This window comes from Streptomyces fragilis, assembly GCF_003112515.1.
Lineage (GTDB): Bacteria > Actinomycetota > Actinomycetes > Streptomycetales > Streptomycetaceae > Streptomyces > Streptomyces fragilis.
Map to the genome: position 1 here is coordinate 131,832 of NZ_BEVZ01000008.1, position 25,414 is coordinate 157,245.

Annotated in this window: 25 protein-coding genes; 13 read left to right on the plus strand and 12 right to left on the minus strand. The window is 71.6% G+C overall.

Annotated elements, in window-relative coordinates:
- Positions 1–280: 280 nt before the first annotated feature.
- Positions 281–1,360 (minus strand): histidinol-phosphate transaminase, encoded by a 1,080-nt coding sequence (hisC, locus tag Sfr03f_RS25150; RefSeq protein WP_108956386.1) that lies wholly within the window; start codon positions 1,358–1,360, stop codon positions 281–283.
- Positions 1,361–1,756: 396 nt separating this feature from the next.
- Here hisC and Sfr03f_RS25155 point away from each other — a divergent pair, with 396 nt between their 5' ends.
- The 3 genes from Sfr03f_RS25155 to Sfr03f_RS25165 all read left to right on the plus strand — a co-directional run bounded on the left by Sfr03f_RS25155 (position 1,757) and on the right by Sfr03f_RS25165 (position 5,524).
- On the plus strand, positions 1,757–2,869 hold the full coding sequence (locus Sfr03f_RS25155; RefSeq protein ID WP_108956388.1) for a LacI family DNA-binding transcriptional regulator: 1,113 nt from the start codon (positions 1,757–1,759) through the stop codon (positions 2,867–2,869).
- Positions 2,870–3,313: 444 nt separating this feature from the next.
- Positions 3,314–4,453: a metallophosphoesterase gene (locus Sfr03f_RS25160; RefSeq protein WP_281262851.1), complete on the plus strand. Its 1,140-nt coding sequence runs from the start codon at positions 3,314–3,316 to the stop codon at positions 4,451–4,453.
- Between the two features lie 258 nt (positions 4,454–4,711).
- Complete coding sequence (locus Sfr03f_RS25165) at positions 4,712–5,524, plus strand: hypothetical protein (protein WP_245967746.1); 813 nt, start codon at positions 4,712–4,714, stop codon at positions 5,522–5,524.
- 195 nt (positions 5,525–5,719) lie between these two features.
- Here Sfr03f_RS25165 and thiC read toward each other — a convergent pair whose 3' ends face one another.
- Positions 5,720–7,507, minus strand: coding sequence for a phosphomethylpyrimidine synthase ThiC (gene thiC, locus Sfr03f_RS25170; protein WP_108956393.1), 1,788 nt, complete (start codon positions 7,505–7,507; stop codon positions 5,720–5,722).
- 248 nt (positions 7,508–7,755) lie between these two features.
- Here thiC and Sfr03f_RS25175 point away from each other — a divergent pair, with 248 nt between their 5' ends.
- Positions 7,756–9,369, plus strand: coding sequence for a YibE/F family protein (locus Sfr03f_RS25175; RefSeq protein ID WP_435841898.1), 1,614 nt, complete (start codon positions 7,756–7,758; stop codon positions 9,367–9,369).
- Positions 9,370–9,512: 143 nt separating this feature from the next.
- On the opposite strand, the gene Sfr03f_RS25180 is transcribed toward Sfr03f_RS25175, so the two are convergent.
- From Sfr03f_RS25180 to Sfr03f_RS25195, 4 genes are all read right to left on the minus strand, one after another.
- Positions 9,513–9,950 carry an SsgA family sporulation/cell division regulator gene (locus Sfr03f_RS25180; RefSeq protein WP_108956397.1) on the minus strand — a complete coding sequence of 146 codons (438 nt, stop codon included), beginning with the start codon at positions 9,948–9,950 and terminating at the stop codon, positions 9,513–9,515.
- Between the two features lie 101 nt (positions 9,951–10,051).
- Entirely contained in the window at positions 10,052–10,951 is a 900-nt protein-coding gene (locus tag Sfr03f_RS25185) for an IclR family transcriptional regulator (RefSeq protein WP_245967747.1), read from the minus strand.
- A 185-nt stretch (positions 10,952–11,136) separates the two neighbouring features.
- A complete protein-coding gene (locus tag Sfr03f_RS25190) occupies positions 11,137–11,358 on the minus strand; it encodes a DUF5326 family protein (RefSeq protein WP_108956399.1) in 222 nt (73 codons plus the stop codon).
- A 161-nt stretch (positions 11,359–11,519) separates the two neighbouring features.
- Complete coding sequence (locus tag Sfr03f_RS25195) at positions 11,520–11,837, minus strand: cupin domain-containing protein (protein ID WP_108956401.1); 318 nt, start codon at positions 11,835–11,837, stop codon at positions 11,520–11,522.
- Between the two features lie 60 nt (positions 11,838–11,897).
- Between Sfr03f_RS25195 and Sfr03f_RS25200 the strand changes: the two genes are divergently transcribed.
- The 5 genes from Sfr03f_RS25200 to Sfr03f_RS25220 all read left to right on the plus strand — a co-directional run bounded on the left by Sfr03f_RS25200 (position 11,898) and on the right by Sfr03f_RS25220 (position 16,021).
- Complete coding sequence (locus Sfr03f_RS25200; protein ID WP_108956402.1) at positions 11,898–12,275, plus strand: phage holin family protein; 378 nt, start codon at positions 11,898–11,900, stop codon at positions 12,273–12,275.
- A 292-nt stretch (positions 12,276–12,567) separates the two neighbouring features.
- Positions 12,568–13,773 carry a cystathionine gamma-lyase gene (locus Sfr03f_RS25205; RefSeq protein WP_108956404.1) on the plus strand — a complete coding sequence of 402 codons (1,206 nt, stop codon included), beginning with the start codon at positions 12,568–12,570 and terminating at the stop codon, positions 13,771–13,773.
- A gap of 290 nt (positions 13,774–14,063) precedes the next feature.
- On the plus strand, positions 14,064–14,975 hold the full coding sequence (locus Sfr03f_RS25210; protein ID WP_108956406.1) for a LysR family transcriptional regulator: 912 nt from the start codon (positions 14,064–14,066) through the stop codon (positions 14,973–14,975).
- A 71-nt stretch (positions 14,976–15,046) separates the two neighbouring features.
- On the plus strand, positions 15,047–15,529 hold the full coding sequence (locus Sfr03f_RS25215; RefSeq protein WP_108956408.1) for an NUDIX domain-containing protein: 483 nt from the start codon (positions 15,047–15,049) through the stop codon (positions 15,527–15,529).
- Between the two features lie 39 nt (positions 15,530–15,568).
- Positions 15,569–16,021, plus strand: coding sequence for a GNAT family N-acetyltransferase (locus tag Sfr03f_RS25220; RefSeq protein WP_108956410.1), 453 nt, complete (start codon positions 15,569–15,571; stop codon positions 16,019–16,021).
- Here Sfr03f_RS25220 and Sfr03f_RS25225 read toward each other — a convergent pair.
- Positions 16,005–17,426 (minus strand): serine hydrolase domain-containing protein, encoded by a 1,422-nt coding sequence (locus Sfr03f_RS25225; protein ID WP_108956411.1) that lies wholly within the window; start codon positions 17,424–17,426, stop codon positions 16,005–16,007. The genes Sfr03f_RS25220 and Sfr03f_RS25225 overlap by 17 nt on opposite strands.
- 143 nt (positions 17,427–17,569) lie before the next feature.
- Here Sfr03f_RS25225 and Sfr03f_RS25230 point away from each other — a divergent pair, with 143 nt between their 5' ends.
- The gene (locus Sfr03f_RS25230; protein WP_108956414.1) at positions 17,570–18,796 is read left to right on the plus strand and encodes a GNAT family N-acetyltransferase; all 1,227 of its coding nucleotides are present in this window, start codon (positions 17,570–17,572) and stop codon (positions 18,794–18,796) included.
- 136 nt (positions 18,797–18,932) lie between these two features.
- Entirely contained in the window at positions 18,933–19,496 is a 564-nt protein-coding gene (locus Sfr03f_RS25235; protein ID WP_108956416.1) for a dihydrofolate reductase family protein, read from the plus strand.
- A gap of 84 nt (positions 19,497–19,580) precedes the next feature.
- Here the strand turns inward: Sfr03f_RS25235 and dnaB are convergent, their stop codons facing one another.
- Positions 19,581–21,062, minus strand: coding sequence for a replicative DNA helicase (gene dnaB, locus Sfr03f_RS25240; RefSeq protein WP_108956418.1), 1,482 nt, complete (start codon positions 21,060–21,062; stop codon positions 19,581–19,583).
- Positions 21,063–21,533: 471 nt separating this feature from the next.
- Between dnaB and Sfr03f_RS25245 the strand changes: the two genes are divergently transcribed.
- Positions 21,534–22,871 carry an MATE family efflux transporter gene (locus Sfr03f_RS25245; protein WP_108956420.1) on the plus strand — a complete coding sequence of 446 codons (1,338 nt, stop codon included), beginning with the start codon at positions 21,534–21,536 and terminating at the stop codon, positions 22,869–22,871.
- Positions 22,872–23,058: 187 nt separating this feature from the next.
- On the opposite strand, the gene rplI is transcribed toward Sfr03f_RS25245, so the two are convergent.
- From rplI to rpsF, 4 genes are all read right to left on the minus strand, one after another.
- Positions 23,059–23,505, minus strand: a complete 447-nt coding sequence (rplI, locus tag Sfr03f_RS25250; protein WP_108956422.1) for a 50S ribosomal protein L9 — start codon at positions 23,503–23,505, stop codon at positions 23,059–23,061.
- A gap of 18 nt (positions 23,506–23,523) precedes the next feature.
- Positions 23,524–23,760: a 30S ribosomal protein S18 gene (gene rpsR / locus Sfr03f_RS25255; protein ID WP_006381652.1), complete on the minus strand. Its 237-nt coding sequence runs from the start codon at positions 23,758–23,760 to the stop codon at positions 23,524–23,526.
- Positions 23,761–23,805: 45 nt separating this feature from the next.
- A complete protein-coding gene (locus Sfr03f_RS25260; RefSeq protein ID WP_108956423.1) occupies positions 23,806–24,396 on the minus strand; it encodes a single-stranded DNA-binding protein in 591 nt (196 codons plus the stop codon).
- 77 nt (positions 24,397–24,473) lie between these two features.
- Positions 24,474–24,764, minus strand: a complete 291-nt coding sequence (gene rpsF / locus Sfr03f_RS25265; RefSeq protein WP_023548633.1) for a 30S ribosomal protein S6 — start codon at positions 24,762–24,764, stop codon at positions 24,474–24,476.
- A 266-nt stretch (positions 24,765–25,030) separates the two neighbouring features.
- Here rpsF and Sfr03f_RS25270 point away from each other — a divergent pair, with 266 nt between their 5' ends.
- Positions 25,031–25,357 (plus strand): hypothetical protein, encoded by a 327-nt coding sequence (locus tag Sfr03f_RS25270; RefSeq protein ID WP_108956425.1) that lies wholly within the window; start codon positions 25,031–25,033, stop codon positions 25,355–25,357.
- Positions 25,358–25,414: the final 57 nt, after the last annotated feature.

The window sequence follows — 25,414 nt, forward strand, 5'->3', positions numbered from 1 at the left end:
CCTCGAGGCGGAGTTTTGGTCCACCAGATCCGCACATGGGGGGATGAACATGCGCGCTTGTGAAAGCGTTCACATTCACAAGCTATTATCAGCATGTAGGTCGAACGGCCGTACAGGGGGGTCCCCCCTAACGGCCCGGACCGGCCGAAACCCGCCCCTCGCCCACGCTCCGCTCCACGCTCGCGCCCCTCTCCGCCGGGCGCCGGGAACGACGACGGCCCGGCGGCTCCCTAAGGGGCCACCGGGCCGCGGCACGTCCGGTTCGCGGACCGGACCGGGATCAGAGGGAGCGGCGGAAGTCCTCCGCCGTCTTGACGAAGAGGTCGTTCGCCTCGGTCTCCCCGATGGTGACCCGCACGCCCTCCCCGGCGAACGGGCGGATCACCACGCCCGCCTGCTCACAGACCGCGGCGAAGTCCATGGTCCGCTCGCCCAGCCGCAGCCAGACGAAGTTCGCCTCGGTGTCCGGCACGGTCCATCCCTGCTCGCGCAGGGCCGCGACCACCCGGATGCGCTCGCACACCAGGGAGCCGACCCGGCCCAGCAGCTCGTCCTCCGCGCGCAGCGAGGCGACCGCCGCGTCCTGCGCCAGCTGGCTGACACCGAACGGCACGGCCGTCTTGCGCAGCGCGGCCGCCACCGGCTCGTGGGCGATCGCGAAACCGACGCGCAGGCCCGCCAGGCCGTACGCCTTGGAGAAGGTGCGCAGCACGCAGACGTTGGGGCGGTCCCGGTAGAGCTCCACGCCGTCCGGCACGTCCGTGTCCCGGATGAACTCGCGGTACGCCTCGTCCAGCACCACCAACACGTCGCTCGGCACCCGGTCCAGGAAGCGCTCCAGCTCGGCCCGGCGCACCACGGTGCCGGTGGGGTTGTTGGGGTTGCAGACGAAGATCAGCCGGGTGCGGTCGGTGATCGCGGCGGCCATCGCGTCGAGGTCGTGCACGTCGCCCGGGGTGAGCGGGACCTGCACGGGCGTGGCACCGCTGATCCGGGTGATGATCGGGTAGGCCTCGAAGGAGCGCCAGGCGTAGATCACCTCGTCACCGGGGCCGCTGGTGGCCTGCAGCAGCTGCTGGGCGACGCCCACCGAGCCCGTGCCGGTGGCCACGTGCGAGGCCGGCACCCCGAAGCGCTCCGCCAGCTCCTCGGTCAGACCGGTGCAGGCCATGTCCGGGTACCGGTTGAAGGAGGCGGCGGCGGCCACCACGCTCTCCATCACGCCGGGCAGCGGCGGGTAGGGGTTCTCATTGGAGGACAGCTTGTAGGCGACCGGGCCCGTTCCCGTGGCCGGGCGGCCCGGCTTGTAGGAGGGCACTCCCTCCAGCTCGGCACGCAGTTTGGGGGTCGTCTCGCTCACCGCAGTCCTCCTCATGACGGCCGGCGGCTCATGCGCCGACGGCACCGATGGCTATCACCCTAAGAGCCTCCCGCCGTCGCGGGACCGGCACGGCCGAATCGGTCCGGGGCACCGGAACAACCCGCGGGGTCACCAGGGGCGCAACCCGGAGAATCACGCGCGCCGGTGGCTCGCGCCCTGGCGCGCATCACCCGTGAAGGTGAGTTGCGGCCGGGGCGGGTCCCTTCCGGTGCACATTGCATGCACCCGCCGAGAGGCCTGGTCCCTCGACTTCGCGACTCAATCACCTTGATTTCTAAGGTGATTACGCCCACATGACCATGGAGAATCGTCCCTGTCAACGGGCGCATATGCATCCGGCCCAGCCTGCCTTTCGAGCCCTACTATCGGCTCGCCATGACAGCAGCAGGGAAGCACCAGGTGAACCGGGCGGAGATCAGCCGCCGGGGCAGCCGACCGGGCCGGGCAGGGATCCGCGACGTCGCCGCCGCGGCCGGAGTCTCCATCACGACCGTCTCCGACGCCCTCAACGGCAAGGGCCGACTGCCCGATGCCACCCGCCGCCATGTCCGTGAGGTGGCCGACCGTCTCGGTTACCGCCCCTCGGCCGCGGCCCGAACCCTCCGTACGGGGAAGTCCGGCCTGATCGGCCTGACCGTGACCACGTACGGGGATGAACCTTTCACCTTCACGGAGTTCGCGTACTTCGCCGAGATGGCGCGGGCGGCCTCGTCGGCGGCGCTGGACCGCGGGTACGCCCTGGTCATCCTGCCCGCGACCTCACGCCACGACGTGTGGTCCAACGTGGCGCTGGACGGGACGGTGGTCATCGACCCCTCGGACCACGATCCGGTCGTCACCGAGCTGGCCCGGCAGGGTTTACCGGTGGTCTCCGACGGCCGCCCCGACGGCACCCTTCCGGTGACGGCCTGGGTGGACAACGACCACGAGGCCGCCGTGATGGGCATCCTGGACCACCTCGCGGCGGCCGGCGCCCGCCGCATCGGTCTGCTCACCGGCACCAGCACGGACACCTACACCCGGCTGTCGACCACCGCCTACCTCCGCTGGTGCGAGCGCGTCGGCCAGGACCCGGTCTACGAGGCCTACCCGGCTCACGACCCCTGCGCGGGCGCGGTCGCCGCCGACCGGCTGCTGGCCCGCCCGGACCGTCCGGACGCGGTGTACGGCCTGTTCGACCCCAACGGCACGGACCTGCTGGCGGCCGCCCGGCGGTACGGGTTGCGGGTGCCGGAGGACCTGCTGCTGGTGTGCTGCAGCGAGTCCTCGGTCTACGCCGCCACCGAGCCGCCGATCACCACGCTCTCCCTCAAGCCGCGCCGCATCGGCACGGCGGTGGTCCAGCTGCTGATCGACGCCATCGAGGGCGTCGCCTCGGACCAGCCGGTCGAGCAGGTGATACCGACGGAGCTGATCGTCCGCGCGTCATCCCAGCGACGTCCGGCCCGCACCACCGTGAGCCCTCCGCGCGCGGCCGGCGCCGGCTGACACGCCGTCGGCCTCCGCTCCGGCCCCTCGCCCCACGGCGAGCCGAAGCGGAGGCGGGCGGAAGCAAAGTCGGGCGGAGCAGGCGGGCGGAGCAGGAGCGGGCGGCGGCACCCGGTGCGGCAGGGGTGGCCGGGGCGGACGCCGACCGCACGCGGTGCGCGCGGTGGGAGTGGCCCGGCGGAAGGCAGGTGGGGTGAGCGCGGAGCGGTCGCGGAGACGGACCCGGTCCGAGGCGGACGGCGGCCGCCGCAGGGGGCGTCAACCGGCGCACACCGTGCGATTCGGCCGAAATCCCGTCCGTCATCCTCTCGCGCCGCAGGATTCACCACCCCTGGGTCGTCCCACGGCACGATCCGCGTTCCTATGATGGGCGCACGGCACCGCGGGCCGCTGCCACCAGGCAGTCCGATGCGGTGCAGACGCGGCGCGATGGTGGAGGGGTCGATGACTCAGGGGGCCGGTCGGGGACCCGAGGTGGAGCGCACGGCGACGCTGCGCGACTTCCGGGTGCCCGCATACGTCCACGAACCCGTTCCGCACACCGCGGCGGGGAGCCCGCCTCCTCCCGTGCCGCCGGTCTCCGCCGCGCCTCCGGCGGAACCGCACCCCGGTTCGGTGCCCCCCGAGGACATCCCCGGCCACGGCGCCGACGAGTACACCCCCACCGAGCGGGACCTCCCGGTGATCCGCCGCGGCGACACGCTGCAGCTCATCCCGTCCCCCGCCGCCGGCCCCGCGGAGGCGACGGCCGCCGGGCAGCCCGCCCCCGGGCCGCTCTACGTCGTCGGCGACGTCCACGGCTACCTCGACGAACTCCTCGACGCACTGCACGAGCAGGGCATCGTCGACGAGAGCGGCGAATGGTCGGCCGGCAACACCCGGCTGTGGTTCCTCGGCGACTTCACCGACCGGGGCCCCGACGGGATCGGCGTGATCGATCTCGTGATGCGGCTGTCGGCCGAGGCGGCGGCCGCGGGCGGCTACTGCAAGGCGCTGCTCGGCAACCACGAGCTCCTCCTGCTCGGTGCCAAGCGGTACGGCGACACGCCCGTCAACTCCGGTGCGGGCACCGCCACCTTCCAGGCCGCCTGGCTGCTCAACGGGGGTCAGGCGGCGGACATGGACCGCCTGCGCGACCACCACCTGCAGTGGATGTCCCGGCTGGCCGCCATGGAGGAGGTCGACGGGCACCTGCTGGTCCACTCCGACACCACCGCGTACCTGGAGTTCGGCGCCTCCATCGAGGAGGTCAACGACACCGTCCGGGAGACGCTGACCCGCAACGACCCGGACGAGGTGTGGGACCTCTTCCGCAAGTTCACCAAGCGGTTCGCCTTCCGCGACTCCGGTGGCGTGGACGCCGCCCGCGAGCTCCTCGACGCCTACGGCGGCACGCGGATCGTGCACGGCCACAGCCCGATCCCGTACCTCACGGGCGAGGCCGGCTCGGAGGACGGCGAATCCGGCTCGGGGCGCTCACCGATCGACGGGCCGCACATCTACGCCGACGGCCTGGCCGTCGCCATGGACGGTGGCGTCACCATGGCCGGCACCCTCCTGGTGCGCCGCCTGCCGGTCGCCTGACGTCGCGCACCCGCCGCCGCTCCCCGGCTGCTGATCACGATGAGTGATCAACTCCCCTGTACATCGAGGGAGTTCATACGCCGCATTTCCTGCCGGATCCGGCGCGGATCCGGCAGGAAACCGGGAAACTCCCGGAATTCCCCTTGTCATCACCCGCCGCCGCGGCACTACCATCGGACTATCCGTAGCAGGCTCCCCTCCGTCCCAGCCAGACGGCTCGTCGGCATGCCGAGCCACAGCCCTACGGAGCATCGGGGGATGCACATGACCAGCCACCCGCAGCACCTGCGGAACGAGGACCGCCCCGATTTCGAGCGAGCCCTGGAAGAGGTGCTGCGCTCGACCCCGCGCGACAACGACCCGGCGACGCTCACCGGGCGGCCGAACACCGAGCAGCTGCGCACGCTCGCCCTGGCCGGCGCCGACGAGATCCTCCAGGGGGCGGCCGCCGAGTACGGCCACTACCTCGACCTCCGCGACGGCCTGCGGCGCCTGGCCGACTCGGCCGGGGAGCCGGAATCCGGCGGCGTGGAGAACTCCGCGCCGCGGGAGGCCGACGCCTCCGGTCCCGGCGCGGGCGCGGTGGCCGTCGTCCTGGCTCCGCTGCTGGCGGGAGCGTCGGCGGTCGTGCTGCTGCTGATCGGCTACCTGCTGAAGATGTTCACCCCGGAACCGGCGATGGCACGGACCCTGTTGACCGCCGGGTGGGTGTTCGGGGCGCTGGCCGCCGGAGGCCTGCTGACCGCCGCGGCCGGACTGCTGGTCACCGCCCTGCGCAACGGCGCCCGGGCCTACCACGTGCAGCCCCGGCACCGGCGGGACGCGGACCTGGAACGGGCCCGCCTGGAGTGGCTGGAGGCTCTGCGCGAGCGCGGCCTCCAGCCCTTCCTGGAGAAGGCGTCGGCCTCCGCCCCCCGGGTCGCCCCGGCGGGCGGACCGCTGCCGGCGCCGGGTGACCAGGACGGCCGGTCCGGCGCCCGCCGGGAGCCGGGCCGGATGACCAGCCCCCGCTTCAGCAGCCCGGGCTACAGCAGCCCCGACTTCTCCAGCCGGGACCGCCGCAACACCTGAGGTACCGCGGATCCGCCGGCCGGGCGCGCGCAGGCGCCCGGCCGGCGGGGCACGCCGGCGCACCGGTCCGCGCCCGGGCCGCCGCGCCGGTCGGCGTTCGGTCCGCCGCGCCGGTCGGCGTTCGGTCCGCCGCGCCGGTCGGCGTTCGATCCGCCGCGCCGGTCCGCCGCAGCGCGCCGCCGTGCCGGTCCACGCTCAGTCCGCCGCGGTCTCGAACTGCTCGGGCCGTTCGGTCAGCGGCACGTAGACCTGGTTGCCACGTGCCGCGAACTCCTTGGACTTCTGGAGCATCCCCTCGGCGATCTCCTCCGGCGAACCCGCGGCCGCGTCGCCGCCGAACCGCTCGTTGATGTCCCGGCTGATCCGCATCGAGCAGAACTTCGGCCCGCACATGGAGCAGAAGTGGGCCGTCTTCGCCGGCTCGGCCGGCAGCGTCTCGTCGTGGAACTCCCGCGCCGTGACCGGGTCCAGGGAAAGGTCGAACTGGTCCTCCCACCGGAACTCGAACCGTGCGTCGGAGAGCGCGTCGTCCCACTCCTGGGCGCCCGGGTGCCCCTTGGCCAGGTCCGCGGCGTGGGCGGCGATCTTGTAGGTGATCACGCCCGTCTTGACGTCGTCACGGTCGGGCAGGCCCAGGTGCTCCTTGGGCGTCACGTAGCAGAGCATCGCCGTGCCCCACCAGGCGATCATCGCCGCGCCGATCCCCGAGGTGATGTGGTCGTAGCCCGGAGCGATGTCCGTGGTCAGCGGACCCAAGGTGTAGAACGGCGCCTCGTCACAGATCTCCTGCTGGAGGTCGATGTTCTCCTTGATCTTGTGCATGGGGACGTGTCCCGGGCCCTCGATCATCGTCTGCACCCCGCACCGCCTGGCGACGCGGCCGAGTTCCCCGAGGGTGCGCAACTCGGCGAACTGCGCCTCGTCGTTGGCGTCGGCGATCGACCCCGGACGCAGGCCGTCGCCCAGCGAGTAGGTGACGTCGTACGCGGCGAGGATCTCGCTCAGTTCCTCGAAGTTCTCGTAGAGGAAGCTCTCCTTGTGGTGGGCCAGGCACCAGGCGGCCATGATGGACCCGCCCCGGGAGACGATGCCCGTCTTCCGCCCGGCCGTCAGCGGCACGTACGCCAGCCGGACCCCGGCGTGGACCGTCATGTAGTCCACGCCCTGCTCGGCCTGCTCGATCACCGTGTCCCGGTAGATCTCCCAGGTCAGCTCCTCGGCCCGGCCCTCCACCTTCTCCAGCGCCTGGTAGAGCGGCACGGTGCCGATGGGCACGGGCGAGTTGCGCAGCACCCACTCCCGCGTGGTGTGGATGTTGCGGCCCGTGGAGAGGTCCATCACCGTGTCGGCGCCCCAGCGGGTCGCCCAGGTCATCTTCTCCACCTCCTCCTCGATCGAGGAGGTCACCGCCGAGTTGCCGATGTTGGCGTTGACCTTCACCAGGAACCGCTTGCCGATGATCATCGGCTCGATCTCCGGGTGGTTCACGTTGGCGGGCAGTACCGCCCGGCCCGCCGCGATCTCCTCGCGCACCACTTCGGGGGAGACGTTCTCCCGGAGGGCGACGAACTCCATCTCCGGCGTGACCTCCCCGCGCCGCGCGTAGGCGAGCTGGGTGACCGGACCGCCCTCCCGGCTGCGCCGGGGAAGCCGCGGCGCTCCCGGGAACACCGCGTCCAGGTTCCGCAGGCCGCCACGTGGTGAGGTGTGGCGGATCCCGTCGTCCTCGGGCCGGACCGGGCGGCCCGGATACTCCTCGGTGTCCCCCCGGGCGACGATCCAGTGCTGCCGCAGTGGCGGCAGGCCGCGGCGGACGTCGGTGGCCGCCGCCGGGTCGGTGTACGGGCCGGAGGTGTCGTACAGCGACACCGAACGGCCATTGGTGAGGTGGACCTGCCGCATCGGCACGCGGATGTCGGGGCGGGAGCCCTCGACATAGCTCTTGTGCCAACGAGCAGGCGTGCGTGCGTCCTTGTCGGTCATGAGACCTACTCCCTACGCCGGCATTACCCGGTAACAGGTTCGGCGGTCGACGCAGCGGTCTCCGTGGCGATGTTTCCCGTGAAACATCGTCTGCCCGCCCCGGATCAGGGGCGGTGCGGAGGTCAGCGTCCTCTCAGCCCGGTGCTCCGAGCTCCCGCGTGTGCAAAGGTGGCCCCACGCTAGCGTCTCGCCGGGCGCGGTGAACAGTAGGCCCCTGCCACTCTTGGGATGATCTGTCCGTGAGCTCCATGCAACCGCCTCCCGAATCGCCGCGTCCCCCCACCGGTCCTCGCATGCCGCCCGGCCACGCGCACGGCACCGGACCCGGTCATGGCGGTGGTCCCGCCTACGGGCCGCCACCCGGCTACGGGTCTCCGGCCGGCGGCGGCTCCGCTCCCGGCACGCGGCCGGATCCCGGCGGACACGGGCACGAGCACGGCTCCGGCTCCGGCTCCGGCTCCGGCTCCGGCGGGGGATCCGGGCACGGCTCCGGCGGGGGATCCGGGCACGGCTCCGGCGGGGGATCCGGTTCCGGCGACGGACACGGCGGCGGAGGACACGGGCATGGTTCCCGCGGGGGATCCGGTGCCGACGGTGGAGGACACGGGCACGGCTCCGGCGGGGGGCACGGGCACAGTCACGCGCACGGGCCCGCCGCACCGGCCTCCCGCCGGCTGCGGAGGATCATCGCCGCCGTCCTGGTGCCGTTCGCCGCCGCCGTCGCCGTCGGCCTGCTGGTCCTGTGGCCCGGCGGGGCGCCCGACCACGAGCGCTCCGGTGTGGGCTTCGACCGGCACACCGAGCAGGGCACCGTCACCCGGGTGGAGAAGACCCCCTGCGGACAGCAGAACCAGAAGGGCCAGGAGTGCTCCCTGGCCACGGTGCGCATCGACTCCGGGAAGGACGAGGGCCACACCTTCACCGAGACGGTGCAGAAGGACCAGTCCCGGCAGTTGGCGGAGGGCGACTCGGTGATCGTCGCCTACGAGCCGTCGGCGCCGAAGGAACTGCAGTACTCGGTCATGGACATGGACCGGAAGTTCCCGCTCGCCCTGCTGGCGGGCATCTTCGCGGTGGCCGTGGTGGTCGTGGGCCGGTTGCGGGGCCTGATGGCGCTGATCGCGCTGGCGGTGAGCTTCCTGGTCCTCACCCTGTTCATCCTGCCCGCCATCCTCCAGGGATCGAATCCGCTGGTGGTCGCGGTGGTCGGGTCCAGCGCCATCATGCTGATCGCGCTCTACCTGTGCCACGGCCTGTCGGCCAGGACCTCGGTGGCGGTCCTGGGCACCCTGGTGTCGTTGCTGCTGATCGGCGTCCTGGGCTCGGTCTTCATCGACTGGGGCGACCTGACCGGCAACACCGACGACAACACCGGCCTGATCCACGGCCTCTACCCGCAGATCGACATGAGCGGCCTGCTGCTGGCCGGGATCATCATCGGCTCGCTGGGCGTCCTGGACGACGTGACCGTCACCCAGACCTCGGCGGTCTGGGAGCTCCACGAGGCCAACCCCTCGCTGGGGCCGCGCGGCCTCTACCGCGCCGGTCTGCGCATCGGCCGGGACCACATCGCCTCGGTGGTCAACACCCTGGTGCTCGCCTACGCGGGCGCCGCGCTGCCGTTGCTGCTGCTCTTCTCGATCGCCCGGAGCAGTGTGGGCGCGGTCGCCAACAGCGAGCTGGTGGCCCAGGAGATCGTGCGCACCCTGATCGGTTCCATCGGCCTGGTGGCCTCGGTGCCGGTGACCACCGCGCTGGCCGCCCTGGTGGTCGCTGCCGACCGCCCCGCCCCCGACGGCCGAGGCGGCCTGCAGGCGGGCGGACGGGGACGCGGCAGCCGCGGGCGTCGCCGCCGCCGCTGACGTCACCGGACGTGAGGTCCGTGTCGCAGGTGCGGCACGGGCTTCGGCTTCCGGTGCCCGGGAGGCGGGTCAGGGCCACCCGGACTCCGGCCGCCGGGCCGAAGCGTTCCTTCACCGGATCGGGGCCGGCTGCGGCGGGCGGGTCAGCCGGCGCTCTGTTCCTCGGCCAGGATCCGGTCCAGCGCCTCGTCGAGGTGGGCGTCGAAGTCGGCCAGGGCGCCCTCCTGGCCGAGCGGCACCAGCTTGTCCGTCCGGTCCAGGAACGCCACCAGCGGAGCGGCTCCGGAGCGGAACAGCGCCTGGTCGCGGCCCACCTGGAGCCGGATCAGCACCTCGCCCAGCATGTCGGGGTCGGCGGGCGACACCCTGACGTCACCGTCCCCGCAGGGCCGCCCCACCCCGTCGATCAGCAGCTCCCGACCGAAGGCCCAGGTCACCGGCGCGTCACCAGGAAGGTGAAAGGTCAGTCGCACGGCGAACGGATCAGAGGTCTCGTAGCGCAGCTCGACCGGAATGCGGAACGAGAGCTCGTCCGAGACGAGAAAGTTCATCATGACCTCTGCCTGCACCGACTCGCGCATCGCCTACCCCGTCTTTTGTCCTCGGGTTGTCCGGGACTCATCCTGCTGACCCTGCGCGCCATCTTGCTGAACGTACACGGCGAATCACAAGGAGTGATTTTTCAGATACTGAAAGACAGGGCCAGGACACCGGGTTCACGCCCCATCTCGGCCTGCAGCCGACGGGCCGCCGGGAGCAGGCCGTCGGCCTGCTGGGCGGGGAGGGAGACGGCCACCGCGGCGACGAGGGTGCCGATCCGGACGGGGATCGCGGCGCACACCGTGCCCAGCGCGTACTCCTGACGCTCGATCACTGGCTCCCCATGGCGGCAGGCCGCCAAACGCCGCAGCAGGACGTGCTCGTCCTCGACGGTGTACGGGGTCAGCCGCTGTACCGGATAACGCGTCAGGTGGTCCCGGCGGGCGTCCTCGTCGAGCTGGGAGAGCAGGCACTGCCCGATGGCGTGCGCGTGCCCGGTGGCCCGGAAGTCGGCCCACTCGCCGACCGCCGGGCTCTCCTCGGAGTCCGCGACGCCGACGACCTCGATCTCCCCGTCGCGGTAGCGGGCGCAGTACAGCGGGGCGCCCACGGCCTGGTGCCAGTGGGCCAGCGCCTCGGAGACCGCGCCGCGACGTTTCTGCCGGGCCATCCTGCGGCTCAGCCGCTCGGCGGCGTCTCCGAGGTGGAAGAGACCGCTGTCGCGCCGCAGGTAGCCCTCGTGGACGAGGGTGCGCAGCAGGTGGTAGGTGGTCGGGAGCGCGAGCCCGGTCTGCCGGGCCAGCTGTTTCGCCGGCGCGCCCTGCTCGTGCGCGGCCACGGTCTCCAGCAGGCGCATCGCCCGCTGGACCGATCCGATCAGCGTGGCCGGCTGGCCCTGGCGCGGTCTTCCCGCACCCTCGGCCGCTCTGCCTCTGCCCGGGCGCTCCTTCGCGGAGCCGGCGGGCGCGTGGCCCGCCTGGGTGGGCTGGACGGGCACCGATGGGGTGCGTCGCGAGGCGGACGCGGTGTCGGCCGTGGCCAAGGGTCACTCCCGGAGCGCGAGGGCTGCCCGTGCCGGGGAAACACGGGGGATGTGCAGGCCGCCCGCGGGGGCTCTGGCTCCCCCACGTCGAGTTCCGGACTCTAACGGTCCGTCACCTGCCGCATACACCCCGCGGGCGAAGCTTCCCCCTCACGAGGGATCCGCCCCTTGCGCGCCGGGCGCGCTCACCACTTCCCGTCGGAGGACGAGGACGAGGAGGAGCCGGTGAACTTCCGGACCAGGAAGATCAGGCCTCCCACCAGCGCCACGAACAGCAGCACCTTGAACAGCAGGTGCACCAGGAAGCCGAGCAGGCTCAGGAGGAAGCCGCCGAACACCGCCAGCGCGATCACCGGGATCGCGACCCACTTCACCCACCACGGCACGTCCGCGAGGATCTCACGCATCGCCCAGCCCCTTTTCCGTCCACGTCGGGCGCCGCGGGTCGGGCGCCACGTCATCGATGCTAGGCGCGCACCGGCGGGTGCAGGGGCTCCGGGCACCCCCGTTCCCCCCTGACCGCACCCCTAGGGGACGGGGTCCCGCGACCCTCGGCCGAAGCCCTCGGTCACCCCTCCGGCGGCGAGAAGACCACCATCACCCTGAGGTCCTCGCTGATGTGGTGGAACTTGTGCGGGACCCCGGCCGGCACGTAGACCACGCTGCCGCGCGCCACCTCCGTGGTCTCGGTCCCCACGGTGATCCAGCCGCGCCCGCTCACCACGAAGTACACCTCGTCCTGGTGGTGCGGCTGCTGCGGGTCCTGGGCGCCGGCGTCCAGCGCGTAGAGCCCCACCGACATGTGCCGCTCGCGCAGGAACTGCAGGTACGCGCCGTCGTTGGCGGCCCGTTCCGCCTCGAGTTCGTCCAGCCGGAAAGCCTTCATCGTCCCGCTCGCCCCCTGGGTCCAGGACCCGCATCGATCTCTTCTGCCACGATCAGATACATGATGAATTTCCTAGTCAAGACGCTCGCCAACGCGGGAGCCCTGGCGGTGGCCGTGTGGCTGATCGACAAGATCAGTCTGGAGGGCGGCAGCACCGGCAGGAAGGCCTGGACGCTGATCCTGGTGGCCCTGATCTTCGGCCTGGTCAACCTGCTGGTGAAGCCGGTCGTCAAGCTGTTGACGCTCCCGCTCTTCATTCTCACCCTCGGTCTGATCACGCTGGTGGTCAACGCCCTGATGCTGCTGCTCACCTCCTGGATCGCCGGGGAGCTCGACCTGAGCTTCCACGTCGAGGGGTTCTGGACCGCGGTCCTGGGCGGCCTGGTCATCTCGGTGGTCTCCTGGGCCCTCGACCTGATCCTCCCCGACAACGACTGACCCCGGCCCGGGCCGCCCAGGCCGCCCCACACGACCTGGGCCGCCCTGGGCCACCGCCGAGCACTGCGGATCACCGTCGAACCGCCGCCGAGCACCGCGGACCACCGCCGGACACCGCGGGCCATCGCCGACCGCCGCAGGCCGCCCTCCGTCCGCTACGTGAGACGCCGACACGTCCCTGACCTGCCCGTTCCGCCACCCCTCCGTCCGTCCGGCCGACCGCCCTGAGACAGTGGGGGGCGGCGGGCCCTCCGGCCGCCACCGGACGTGAGCACCAGGAAGGACGGGCCGTATGAACGACTCCGCCGCGCACACCCCAGGACAGGGCGCCGAGGCCGACGGCACGGGCACGACGCACTCCGCGACCGGTGACGGCACCCGGGCGGTCCGCGCCGGCCTGCCGGAACCGGTGAAGTACGAGCCGACGCTCCCCGGTCCGGTGTTCGCCGCCCACTTCCACCTCCCGGGCGAACCCACCGGCCCGTACACCTACGGGCGGGACGAGAACCCCACCTGGACGCTGCTGGAGAACGCCATCGGCGAGCTCGAGGCTCCCGGCAGGGAGGACGTGGAGACGCTGGTCTTCCCCTCCGGCATGGGCGCGATCTCCGCGGTGCTCTTCTCCCAGCTGCGTTCCGGCGACACGGTGGTCCTGCCCAGCGACGGCTACCAGGTGTTCCCCCTGGTCCGGGCCCAGCTGGAGGCCTTCGGCGTCGAGGTGCGCACCGCGCCGACCGGCGGGGACGCACAGCTGGAGGTGCTCGACGACGCCCGGCTGCTGTGGATCGAGACGCCCTCCAACCCCGGCCTGGACGTCTGCGACGTGCGCCGGCTCGCCGAGGAGGCGCACGCCCGGGGCATCCTGGTCGCCGTCGACAACACCTTGGCCACGCCGCTCGGCCAGCGGCCGCTGGAACTGGGTGCCGACTTCTCGGTGGCCAGCGGGACCAAGCAGCTGACCGGCCACGGTGACGTGCTGCTCGGCTATGTGACCGGCGCCCGCGGCGAGGCCATGGACGCGGTGCGACGCTGGCGGAAGATCGCCGGTGTGATCGCGGGCCCGATGGAGGCCTGGCTGGCCCACCGCTCGATCTCCACCCTGCAGATGCGGGTGGACCGGCAGGCCGCCACCGCCCTCACCCTCGCCCGCGCCCTCAAGGAGCGCCCCGAGGTCGGCGACCTGCGCTACCCCGGCCTCCCGGACGACCCGTCCCACGCCGTGGCCTCGCGGCAGATGCGCCGGTTCGGCAGCGTGGTCTCCTTCGCCCTCCCCGGCCGCGCGCACGCGGAGCGGTTCCTGGAGTCGCTGCGGCTCGTGGACGAGGCGACCAGCTTCGGCGGTGTGCGTTCCAGCGCCGAGCGGCGGGGGCGCTGGGGCGGGGACGCGGTGCCGGAGGGCTTCATCCGTCTCTCGGTGGGCGCCGAGGACCCGGACGACCTGCTGGCGGACGTGCTGCGGGCCCTCGACAAGGCGGCGGGCACGACCGCGGGGCACTGAGGACGACGCTCCGGTCAGGAGCGCGAAGGGCCCGGTCCGAGCCTCCCCCCTCGTGGCTCGGACCGGGCCGCCTGCCCGCCGTGCGACCACCCGGTCGCACCGCGCGACCAAGGCTAGTTGACTCTGTGTCAGTGTCCAATCACGGGAGCGACAGGGACCTATCGACATATTTATAGTAGGACCCGGTCGACGGGCCGCCGACGGCCCGGTCCGTACCGCCCCCGGGAAACCGAGAGGGCGGGGAAACCGAGGGGCGGCAAGCCGAGGGGCGGTAAGCCGAGGGGGCGTTCATGGATCTGGCCTTGCTCCGCACCTTCGTGGCGGTGCACCGAGCCGGGTCCTTCACGCGCGCGGCCGCTCTGCTCGGCCTCTCCCAGCCCGCTGTCACCTCCCAGATCCGCACGCTGGAGCGTCAGCTCGGCCGCCCTCTCTTCCTGAGAAGGGCACGCGGGGTCGTGCCCACCGCCATCGGCGACGAGCTGGCCCACCGGGCCGCTCCCCACCTCGACGCGCTGGTCGAGATAGCCGAGGCGGGAGGCGACGACGGCGCACCGCGCACCCTCCACCTGTCCGGACCGCCGGAGTTCCTCGCCGAGCGGGTCCTGCCCGCCCTGGTGGGCCTCACCGATGACGACGGCCTGACGCAGCCGCTGCGCGCCTCCTTCGGCAACGACGAGGAGGTCCTGGAGGGCCTGGCTGCCGGCCATTACGACCTCTCCGTCACCACCGCCCGCCCTCGCGGATCACTGCTGAGCTCCACCCCGCTGTGCGACGAGGAGCACGTCCTGGTCGCCGCCCCGGCCTGGGTGGCCGAGACGGCCCCCGGCGGCCGGGACCGTCCGGCGGACGTCCTGGCCCGGTTGGACCGGCTCCCCGTGGTCGAGGTCCACGAGTCGCTGCCGTTCGTCTCGCGCTACTGGGCCGCGGTCTTCGACGCCGCCCCCGCGGCGGCCTCCGGGGCGGTCGTGGTGCCGGACCTGCGGGCGGTTCTCGCCTGCGCCGAGCGCGGCGCCGGCCTCGCCGTCCTGCCGCGGTACCTCTGCGCCGCCGCCCTGGGGCGGGGCTCGCTGGTCGTCCCGTACGAACCCGCCGTGCCCCCGCTGCGGACGTACTTCCTCGTGGCGCGCACCGGCACACTCGGCCTTCCGCACATCGGCCGGGCGCAGGAGCACCTGCAGCGGGCCGCAGCGGCGTGGTCCTGAGGGAGGAGCCCCAGCGGCGAATGGACCCCGAGCGATGTTTCACGTGGAACATCTCGGGCCAGATTTCCCCCATGACCGTCCGCCCCGTGGTCAAGCGCACCGCCCGAGCCGTTCTCCTGGACGGTGACGACCTCATCCTGATCAAGCGCACCAAGCCTGGTGTCGATCCCTACTGGGTCACCCCGGGCGGCGGTGTGGAGCCCGAGGACGCCACGGTCGTCGAGGCGCTCCACCGCGAGGTGGACGAGGAGCTCGGCGCCAAGATCTCCGGCGTCATCCCCTGCTTCGTGGACACCGTGGAACACATCGGACCGGACGAGGCGTCCACCGGCGTCAAGATCCAGCACTTCTTCGTCTGCCGGCTGGAGTCGATGGACCCCTCCCTCCGTCACGGTCCCGAGGTGGAGGAGCCTGCCGGGGAGTACGAGATCGTGCGCGTGCCCTTCACCCGCGTCGGGATTGCCTCCGTCCACCTCGTGCCGCTCTCACTGCGGCACTATCTGGACGGCAACATCGAGGGCGTCCGCGCCCTGCACGCCGCCGATCTCGTGTGACCGTGCTCTGCGCGGCCGGAGCAGGCCTAGGGTGCGGTCATGAGTGATCTTTCGATACGTCCGGCCCGGACGGACGACGTACCCGCCCTCGTCGCCCTGTACGCGGACGACCCCTTGGGCGCCCTCCGCGAGACGCCGGACGATCTGGACCCCTATCTGGCGGCCTTCGAGAGGCTGGCTGCGGACCCGAACCAGCACCTCGTGGTGGCCGAGCGCTCCGGCACGGTCGTCGGCACCCTCCAGCTGACGGTGATCCCCGGCCTGTCGCGCCGCGGGACCATCCGGTCGGTCATCGAGGGCGTCCGGGTGCACGCCGACGAGCGGGGCAGCGGGCTGGGCACGCACCTCGTCCGGTGGGCGATCGAGGAATCCGGGCGGCAGGGCTGCCAACTGGTGCAGCTGACCTCCGACGCCACCCGGACCGATGCCCGCAGGTTCTACGAGCGCCTCGGCTTCACCGCCTCACACATCGGCTTCAAGCTCCAGCTGTGAGCTCGTCCCCCTGCTTCAGCCCGCGCCAGCCGCCTTCGTCCACGCCGCCCGGCACGGGGGCGGCGGGGTCGTAAGGGGTGCGGGTGAAGACGAACGACCCGAGGTCGAGGTGGCTCACGGTGCCGTCGGAGCGGCGGACGGCCCGCAGGGTCTCCCCCGCGTAGTAACCGTCCAGGCCGGTCCAGGCGTCGTCCCCGGCCGCCCGGAAGCGCGACCTGCGGGGACCGCCGGCCGCCAGCGGATCGAGGGAGACGCCACCCTCCGGGGCCAGACGCAGGACGAACGCCTGGGTCCCCCAGTACCAGGGGCCGGCCAGCGCGAGCGTCGCCGGATCGACCTCCGGCAGGGGACGCCACGGTTCGGGGATGCGGGGCTCCGCCTCCGCGACGATGCGCACCAGGTCGGCGCCCAGCGTCGCGATGGGGACCCCGGAGATGCTGTTCACGAGGACCACGGCGGCCACGTCGTCCGCGACGGACAGGGACAGGTTGGCCAGATACCCGGGGACCGATCCGGAGTGACCGACCACCTGACGCTCGCCCCAGTACTGGATCTGCATCCCCAGTCCGTAGCCGTATCCGGATGCCAGGTCACCCGGTTCCGGCGGCGCGGCGGGGGTGCGCATCTCGGCCAGCGAGGCGGCGCTCAGCACCCGGTCGTCGCCGCGGGCCAGGAAGAGGGCGAAGCGCGCCAGGTCGGTGCTGGTCGACCAGAGCTGCCCCGCCGGCGCCATCCGGCCCAGGTCCTCGACCTGTTCGGGGAGCAGCACGTCGGCCCACGGGTGGACGGCCCAGCCGCCGGCGAACGGGGCCACCGGGTCCGGGCCGGTGCGGTGCAGGCCGAGCGGTTCCAGAACCTCGCGGCGCAGCACCCGGTCCCAGGGATCCTGCCGCAGCTCCTCCACCAGCGCGCCCAGCAGCGTGTAACCGGGGTTGGAGTAGTGGAACCTGCGTCCGCCCGGATGGAGTCCGGGGTTGTCGCCGAGCACGTCGGCCAGTTCGGGGCGCAGCGAGCCAGGCGTCCGCTCCCACCAGGGCGCGGGCGCCTCGGCGGCAAGGCCCGCGGTGTGGGCCAGCAACTGGGCGACGGTGGCCGCGCCCGCCGAGGTGCCGGGAAGGTGCTTCTCCAGGGGGTCCTGCAGCGAGAGAAGCCCTTCGTCGCGCAGCCGCATCACCAGGACCGCGACGAAGGTCTTGGTGATCGATCCGATCCGGTACTGGACGTCGCCGTCGGGGGCGTGCCCGTCCACCGAGGTGCGCGCACCGGTCCACACGATCTCGCCGCCCCGGGCGACCGCCGCGGTGAGCGACGGCGTCCGCCCCTCGTTCTGGGCGACCGCGATGCGGTGCAGCAGGGCCCGCCGGGTGGCGGGCAGCAGGGCGTTCTCATCCTGAGGTGTCGTCATGACCCCAGTGCACCAGACCTGCTCGGGGCCGGGCGACCACGGTTCTGCCCGGCGGTAAATGGTTTGACCTGGCCATGCCTTCGCGTTGCACTGTGGCGGGCCCACACGCCGTGGTGCCGGACGCCGGGGAGGCACAGCCAGCGATGGAGATCCGTTCCACGACCGCCCAGGATTTCGACGTCTTCGTCGACACCACCCTCACTGCCTTCGCCATGGAGCGCGAGACCCCGGCGGAGGGCGACGGCGCCTGGTGGTCGGCGTTCGAGATGGACCGCTCCCTGCTCGCCGTCACGGACGACGGGCGGCCCGTCGGCACCGCCGGCGCCTACTCCCTGGAACTCACCCTGCCGGGCGGCGCCCTGGTGCCGGCGCCCGGAGTGACCGCGGTCGGCGTCCTGCCCACGCACCGACGGCAGGGCGTCCTCAGCGCCATGATGCGGCGCCAGCTCGCCGACCTGCGCGAGGAGGGCGACATCCTCTCGGTGCTCCTGTCCTCCGAGGCGGTGATCTACCGGCGCTTCGGCTACGGTCCGGCGACCTACACGCAGAGGATGACGGTCGACCGCCACCGGGCGGCATTGGCCCGGCCGCGCGCCGAGGAAACCGGCGGCGGGGCCGCGCCCCGCGCCGGATCGGTCGAGGTGCTGCGGCGGGCCGAGTGCGGCGACCTCCTGGAGGAGATCTACGACCGGTACCGCCGCACACAGCCCGGCGCCCTGTCGCGCCCGCACCGCTGGTGGAGCCTGGGCGCGGGCCAGCCGCCGATCGCACGGGCCCCGCGGTACATCGCCGTCCACCGGGACGCCGACGGCGTGGCCGACGGGTACGCGAGCTACTCCGTCGACAAGGACCGGACCCTGACGGTCGACGAGACGATCACCGTCGACGACGCGGCCTTCACCGCCCTGGCCCGGTTCGTGCTCGGGCACGACCTGGTGGAGAAGGTGGTCTTCAAGCACCTTCCGCCCGGTCATCCGCTGCGCTGGCAGTTCACCGACTACCGGGCCGGCGAGCTGGGGGACAGCACGGACTGGCTGTGGGTGCGGCTGCTCGACATTCCGCGCGCGCTGACCGCACGGGGCTGGTCGGGCGACGGCGAGCTGGTCCTCGAGGTGGACGATCCCTGGCTCGGCGAGCACGGCCGCTACCGGCTGACCGTCCAGGGCGGCAAGGCCGACTGCGCCCCGACGAGCCAGGCGCCCGACCTGTCCCTGGACGTCAGCGACCTGGGCTCGGTCTACCTGGGCGGGACCCTGCCGAGCACGCTGGTGCGGGCCGGGCACATCACGTCCCACCGTCCGGGCGCCGCCGAACTCGCCGACGCGCTCTTCCGCGCCGAGCGCACGCCGCACTGCCTGCACTGGTTCTGACCGCCGGCTGACGGCCGACGGATCCGAGGCGGGGCGGTCGAGCACCAGGACCGGAGACGGGCCCGGAGCGCACCGATGAGATTTCCGCGCCGCGTCGGTCCGTACGCGTGGGGCCGACTCACGAAAGGCTGGCGCCATGCGGAAACTGATCTACGGCATGAACCTGTCCCTGGACGGCTACATCGCCGCGCCCGGCGACGACATCGGCTGGAGCGTGCCGAGCGACGAGCTCTTCCAGTTCTGGTCCGACCAGTTGCGGGCGACCGAGCTGTCGCTGTACGGGCGCAAGCTGTGGCACACGATGACCCCTTACTGGCCGACCGTCGACCAGCGGCCCGACGCCACCCCGGCGGAGATCGAGTTCGGGCGCCGCTGGCGGGACATGGCGAAGGTGGTGTTCTCCTCGACGATCGACGAGGCCGACTGGAACACCCGCCTGGTCACCGGCGACGCGGTCGCCGAGATCACCCGGCTCAAGGCCGAGGACGGCGGCCCGATGGACATCGGCGGCGCGACGCTCGCCGGTGCGGCCATGCGGGCCGGGCTGATCGACGAGTACGTCCTGGCCACCGCGCCGGTGCTGGTGGGCGGCGGCACACCGTTCTTCACCGCGCTGGACAGCTGGGTGAACCTGAATCTGGTGGAGACCCGGACGCTTCCCTGCGGCGTGGTCCTCACCAGGTACGAGACGAGGCGCTGAGCCCGTCACGCGAGGCGCCCGCCCGGGACGCCCGCCTCGACGGCGGGACCGCGCGCCTCGACCGCCGGGGCCCCTGGAAACCGGTCAGCTCTGCGCCATGTCCACGAAGCGCGAGTAGTGGCCCTGGAAGGCCACGGTGATGGTGGCCGTCGGGCCGTTACGGTGCTTGGCCACGATCAGGTCGGCCTCACCGGCGCGCGGTGACTCCTTCTCGTAGGCGTCCTCGCGGTGCAGCAGGATGACCATGTCGGCGTCCTGCTCGATGGAGCCGGACTCACGCAGGTCGGAGACCATCGGCTTCTTGTCGGTGCGCTGCTCGGGCCCTCGGTTCAGCTGGGAGAGCGCGATGACCGGGATCTCCAGCTCCTTGGCCAGCAGCTTGAGGTTACGGGACATGTCCGAGACCTCCTGCTGGCGGTTCTCGGCGCGCTTGGAGCCGCCGGACTGCATCAGCTGGAGGTAGTCGATGACGACCAGCTTGATGTCGTTGCGCTGCTTGAGCCGGCGGCACTTGGCGCGGATCTCCATCATCGACAGGTTGGGGGAGTCGTCGATGTAAAGGGGTGCGGCGGAGACGTCGGGCATCCGGCGGGCAAGACGCGTCCAGTCGTCGTCGGTCATGGTGCCGGAGCGCATGTGGTGCAGGGCCACCCGCGCCTCGGCGGACAGCAGACGCATGGCGATCTCGTTGCGGCCCATCTCCAGGGAGAAGATGACGCTGGGCAGCTGGTTCTTGATCGACGCCGCTCGGGCGAAGTCCAGCGCCAGCGTCGACTTGCCCATCGCGGGACGGGCCGCGATGACGATCATCTGACCGGGGTGCAGGCCGTTGGTGAGGGCGTCGAAGTCGGTGAAGCCGGTGGGCACCCCGGTCATCTCCCCGCTGCGGGAGCCGATCGCCTCGATCTCGTCGAGCGCGCCCTCCATGATGTCGCCGAGCGGCAGGTAGTCCTCGCTGGTGCGCTGCTCGGTGACGGCGTAGATCTCGGCCTGGGCCCGGTTGACGATCTCGTCGACGTCGTCGTCGGCCGCGTACCCCATCTGGGTGATCCGGGTGCCGGCCTCGACCAGGCGCCGCAGCACCGCGCGCTCGTGGACGATCTCCGCGTAGTACTCGGCGTTGGCCGCGGTGGGGACCGTCTGCACCAGGGTGTGCAGGTAGGCGGCGCCGCCCACCTTGTTGATCTCGCCCCGCTTGGTCAGCTCGGCGGCGATGGTGATCGGGTCGGCCGGCTCGCCCTTGGCGTAGATGTCGAGGATCGCCTGGTAGATCAGCTCGTGGGCGGGCTTGTAGAAGTCGTGTCCCTTGAGCACCTCCACCACGTCGGCGATGGCGTCCTTGGACAGCAGCATGCCGCCGAGCACGGACTGCTCGGCGTCGAGGTCCTGCGGGGGCACGCGCTCGAAGGGGGAGACCTCCTGCTCGTCCCACCTCCCGTCACCGGAACGGCCGCCACGGCCGCCGGAGCGGCCCGGACCGGAGTCCTCACGACGGCGCGAGGCGGGCAGACGATCACTGGGACCGCTCTCGGCCCAGGGGTCGTCCAAGGGCTCGGAAATGCTCACCGAGCGACCTCCTCCCGTCCGCCGCGCGGACCTCGCCGTGCCTCTCAGTTGTACGGCACGGCTCTGACAGATCGAGCTGCCCGCAGCCCACGTCGGCACCGGCGTCGGACGCCGGTTTCGTGGTGGAATCTCACAGGCCACAGAGGGCGGGCACCGCACCACGCTAAGCCCGCGGGCACCTTCAGCCAATCTGGTTATCCACAGGCCATGTGGAAGAACGGCCGTATGCTGTGGACAACCCCCGGAAACCTGTGCACGAGTCGGTGGACAGCGCTGTGAACAAGCCCGCAGCCTTCCCCGGGTTGCCCCTCTGACCTGCGGCAACGCGATGCACGGGTTGTGCAGAAGAAAAAATTCGGCCGCCGGGCCAAGATCTACCGGAACGCTGTGCGAGAACACACGTCGCCCGGCAAGAAGTAAGAGGCCCATCAGCATTGCACCACTTACCTGTGGACGATTAGATTGGTGCTCATGACACAGGCTTCCGCGACCGGCCTCCCGAGCCGACGCCGACACGATCGCGAGATCATCGCGCTGGCGCTCCCGGCCTTCGGCGCCCTGGTGGCCGAACCTCTTTTCATCCTCGCGGACAGCGCCATCGTCGGACACCTCGGCACCGCCCAACTGGCCGGGCTGGGCGTGGCCTCGGCACTGCTGACCACGGCGGTCAGCATCTTCGTCTTCCTGGCCTACGCCACCACGGCCGCGGTGGCCCGGCGAGTCGGCGCCGGTGAACTCGGCGCCGCCATACGCCAGGGCATGGACGGCATCTGGCTGGCGATCCTGCTGGGCTGCGCGGTGATCGTCGCGGTACTGCCCACCGCTCCGGCGCTGATCGACCTGTTCGGGGCCTCGGACACCGCCGCCCCCTACGCGGTGACGTACTTGCGCATCTCCTCGCTCGGCATCCCCCCGATGCTGATCGTCCTGGCGGCGACCGGCGTCCTACGGGGACTTCAGGACACCAAGACCCCTCTTCGCGTCGCCGTCGCCGGCTTCGTGGCCAACGCGGTCCTCAACGTCCTGCTGGTCTACGGCCTCGACCTCGGGATCGCCGGCTCCGCATGGGGCACGGTGATCGCCCAGTGCGGCATGGCGGCCGTCTACCTGGTGGTGGTCGTGCGCGGAGCCCGTCGCCACGGAGCGTCGCTCCGCCCGGACGCCGCGGGCATCCGCGCATCGGCACAGGCCGGTGTCCCGCTGCTGGTCCGGACACTCTCCCTCCGCGCCATCCTGATGATCGCCACCGCGGTCGCCGCCCGGCTGGGCGACGCGGACGTGGCCGCCCACCAGATCGTCCTGTCCCTGTGGAGCTTGTTGGCCTTCGCCCTCGACGCCATCGCGATCGCCGGACAGGCCATCATCGGACGCTACCTCGGGGCCGGTGACACCGACGGAGCCCGGGCAGCCTGCCGCCGCATGGTCGAGTGGGGGATCGCCGTCGGCATCGCCTTGGGCCTGCTGGTGGTGCTGGCTCGGCCCCTGCTGCTGCCCATGTTCACGGGCGACACCGCGGTGTGGCACGCGGCGCTTCCCGCCCTTCTCGTCGTCGCGGTGTCGCAGCCGCTGAGCGGGGTCGTCTTCGTGCTCGACGGTGTCCTGATGGGCGCGGGAGACGGCCCGTACCTGGCCTGGGCCATGATCCTGACGCTCGCTGTCTTCACGCCCGTCGCGCTGCTGGTGCCCTCCGTCGGAGGAGGTCTCACCGCACTCTGGGGCGCCATGACGCTGATGATGACGGTGCGCATGGCGACGCTGTGGTGGCGCGCGCGGTCCGGCCACTGGCTCGTGACCGGGGCCGTCCGCTGACGGACGGAACCTCCACGCCGACTCTGCCGCACGGACGGTTTCACGTGAAACACGGCGCACGGGACGGACCGGACAGCCAAAGAAGGCGGACAGCCAAGAAGGGCCGCACCCAGAGGGTGCGGCCCTTCTCAGTGATGCCGAGCCGAAGGCTCAGACCCGAGCCGAAGGCTCAGACCCGAGCCGAAGCTCAGGCAGAGACGACCTCGACGCTGACCTTCGCGGCAACCTCGGGGTGCAGACGCACCGAGGTCTCGTGCGAGCCGAGGGTCTTGATCGGGGCGCCCAGCTCGATGCGGCGCTTGTCGACCTCGGGGCCACCGGAAGCCTTGATCGCGGACGCGATGTCGGCCGGGGTGACGGAGCCGAAGAGACGACCGGCGTCGCCGGAGCGAACGGCCAGACGGACCTTGGTGCCCTCGAGCTGCGCCTTGATGGCGTTGGCCTGCTCGATGGTCTGGATCTCGTGGATCTTGCGGGCGCGGCGGATCTGCGCCACGTCCTTCTCGCCACCCTTGGTCCAGCGGATCGCGAAGTTCCGCGGGATCAGGTAGTTGCGAGCGTAGCCGTCCTTGACGTCGACGACGTCGCCGGCAGCGCCGAGGCCGGAGACCTCGTGGGTGAGGATGATCTTCATTTTTCGGTCACCCTTCCCTTATCGCGCGGTGGACGTGTAGGGCAGCAGCGCCATCTCACGGCTGTTCTTCACGGCCGTGGCGACGTCACGCTGGTGCTGCGTGCAGTTGCCGGTCACGCGGCGGGCACGGATCTTGCCGCGGTCGGAAATGAACTTCCGCAGCATGTTCGTGTCCTTGTAGTCCACGTACTGGACCTTGTCCTTGCAGAACGCGCAGACCTTCTTCTTCGGCTTGCGCACAGGCGGCTTCGCCATGGTGATTCTCCTGTGTGATCAAGAAGTGTGGGTGACGAGTCCGCCCTAGAAGGGGGGCTCGTCCGAGTAGCCACCGCCGGAACCGCCCTGGTTGCCGCCCCAGCCGCCGCCGCCCTGGCCACCGGCGGGAGCACCGCCGGACGCCCACGGGTCGGCAGGCTGGGAGCCGCCACCCTGCTGACCGCCGCCGGGGCCTCCGCCCCAGCCGCCGCCACCCTGGCCGCCACCGCCGCCGTAACCGCCCTGGCCGCCGCGGGCACCGCCGCCGCCTCCGGCGGCCTTGGTGACCTTGGCAGTGGCGCTGCGCAGGCTGGGGCCGACTTCCTCGACGTCCAGCTCGTAGACCGTCCGCCTGACGCCCTGGTTGTCGTCGTAGGACCGCTGCTTGAGGCGGCCCTGGACGATCACGCGCATGCCCTTCGTGAGGGACTCCGCGACGTGCTCCGCCGTCTGCCGCCAGACCGAGCAGCTCAGGAACAGGCTCTCGCCGTCCTTCCACTCGTTGGTCTGCCGGTCGAAGGTGCGGGGGGTGGACGCGACTCGGAAGTTCGCGACCGGCGCACCAGACGCGGTGAAGCGCAGCTCGGGGTCGTCGACGAGATTGCCGACGACCGTGATGACGGTCTCGCCTGCCATGGGGGAACCTCTCAGCGGGTTAGCTGCTGGTTGCTGGTGGTGCTACTCGATTCCCGGGATCGACCGAGCCGGCAGGCTCAGTGCATCTCGGGACGGAGGACCTTGGTCCGGAGGACCGACTCGTTCAGGTTCATCTGGCGGTCGAGCTCCTTGACGACCGCAGGCTCGGCCTGCAGGTCGATGACCGAGTAGATGCCCTCGGGCTTCTTCTTGATCTCGTACGCGAGACGACGACGGCCCCAGGTGTCGACCTTCTCGACCTTTCCGTTGCCCTCACGGACGACGGAGAGGAAGTTCTCGATCAGGGGGGCGACAGCGCGCTCCTCCAGATCGGGGTCGAGGATGACCATCACCTCGTAGTGACGCATGTGGAACCCACCTCCTTTGGACTCAGCGGCCACGGTCGATCCGTGGCAGGAGGGTTGTATGCGTGGTGTTACGTGAGCAACGGTATCGGGCCCCACTGACAGTCGGGATGGATGCCTTCCTGACCTGACGTGGGCAGACACCGGTGCAGACGGTACAGACTACCCGCACACCGGCTTCCGGCTGAAATCCGTGCGCGAATGGCGTCGATCCCGTACATATCGGGTACTCGCCGTCTAGGATGCGCCGCTTCCGTCGGGAGGTGCTCATGGCACAGACAACGCGTTCGCAGCCGCGGCCCACCATTCACGGGTCCCTCTTCGCCACCGATCACAGGCCCCACCCCAAGGTGAACGCCCTGCTCGGCATCACCCTGGTGCTCGGTGTGGTGGCCCTGGCGACCGCCGGGTTCCACCATCTGCACCTGCTCACCTCATGGGCGGGACTGATCGGCATCATCACGGGCGGAGCCGGCCAGTTCATCTCGGCGACCACCCGGGAGCGGTTCGGGCTGATCGTCGGCATCGGCGCCTGCGCCCTCGGACTGCTCCTGGGCATGTCCCACGGAGGCCTCTTCGGCGGGATCGGTTCGTAGGGCCGTCGGACCGGCCCCAGGTTGCCCCGCCGTTCCCCCGTCCGTCCTCCGCCCGTC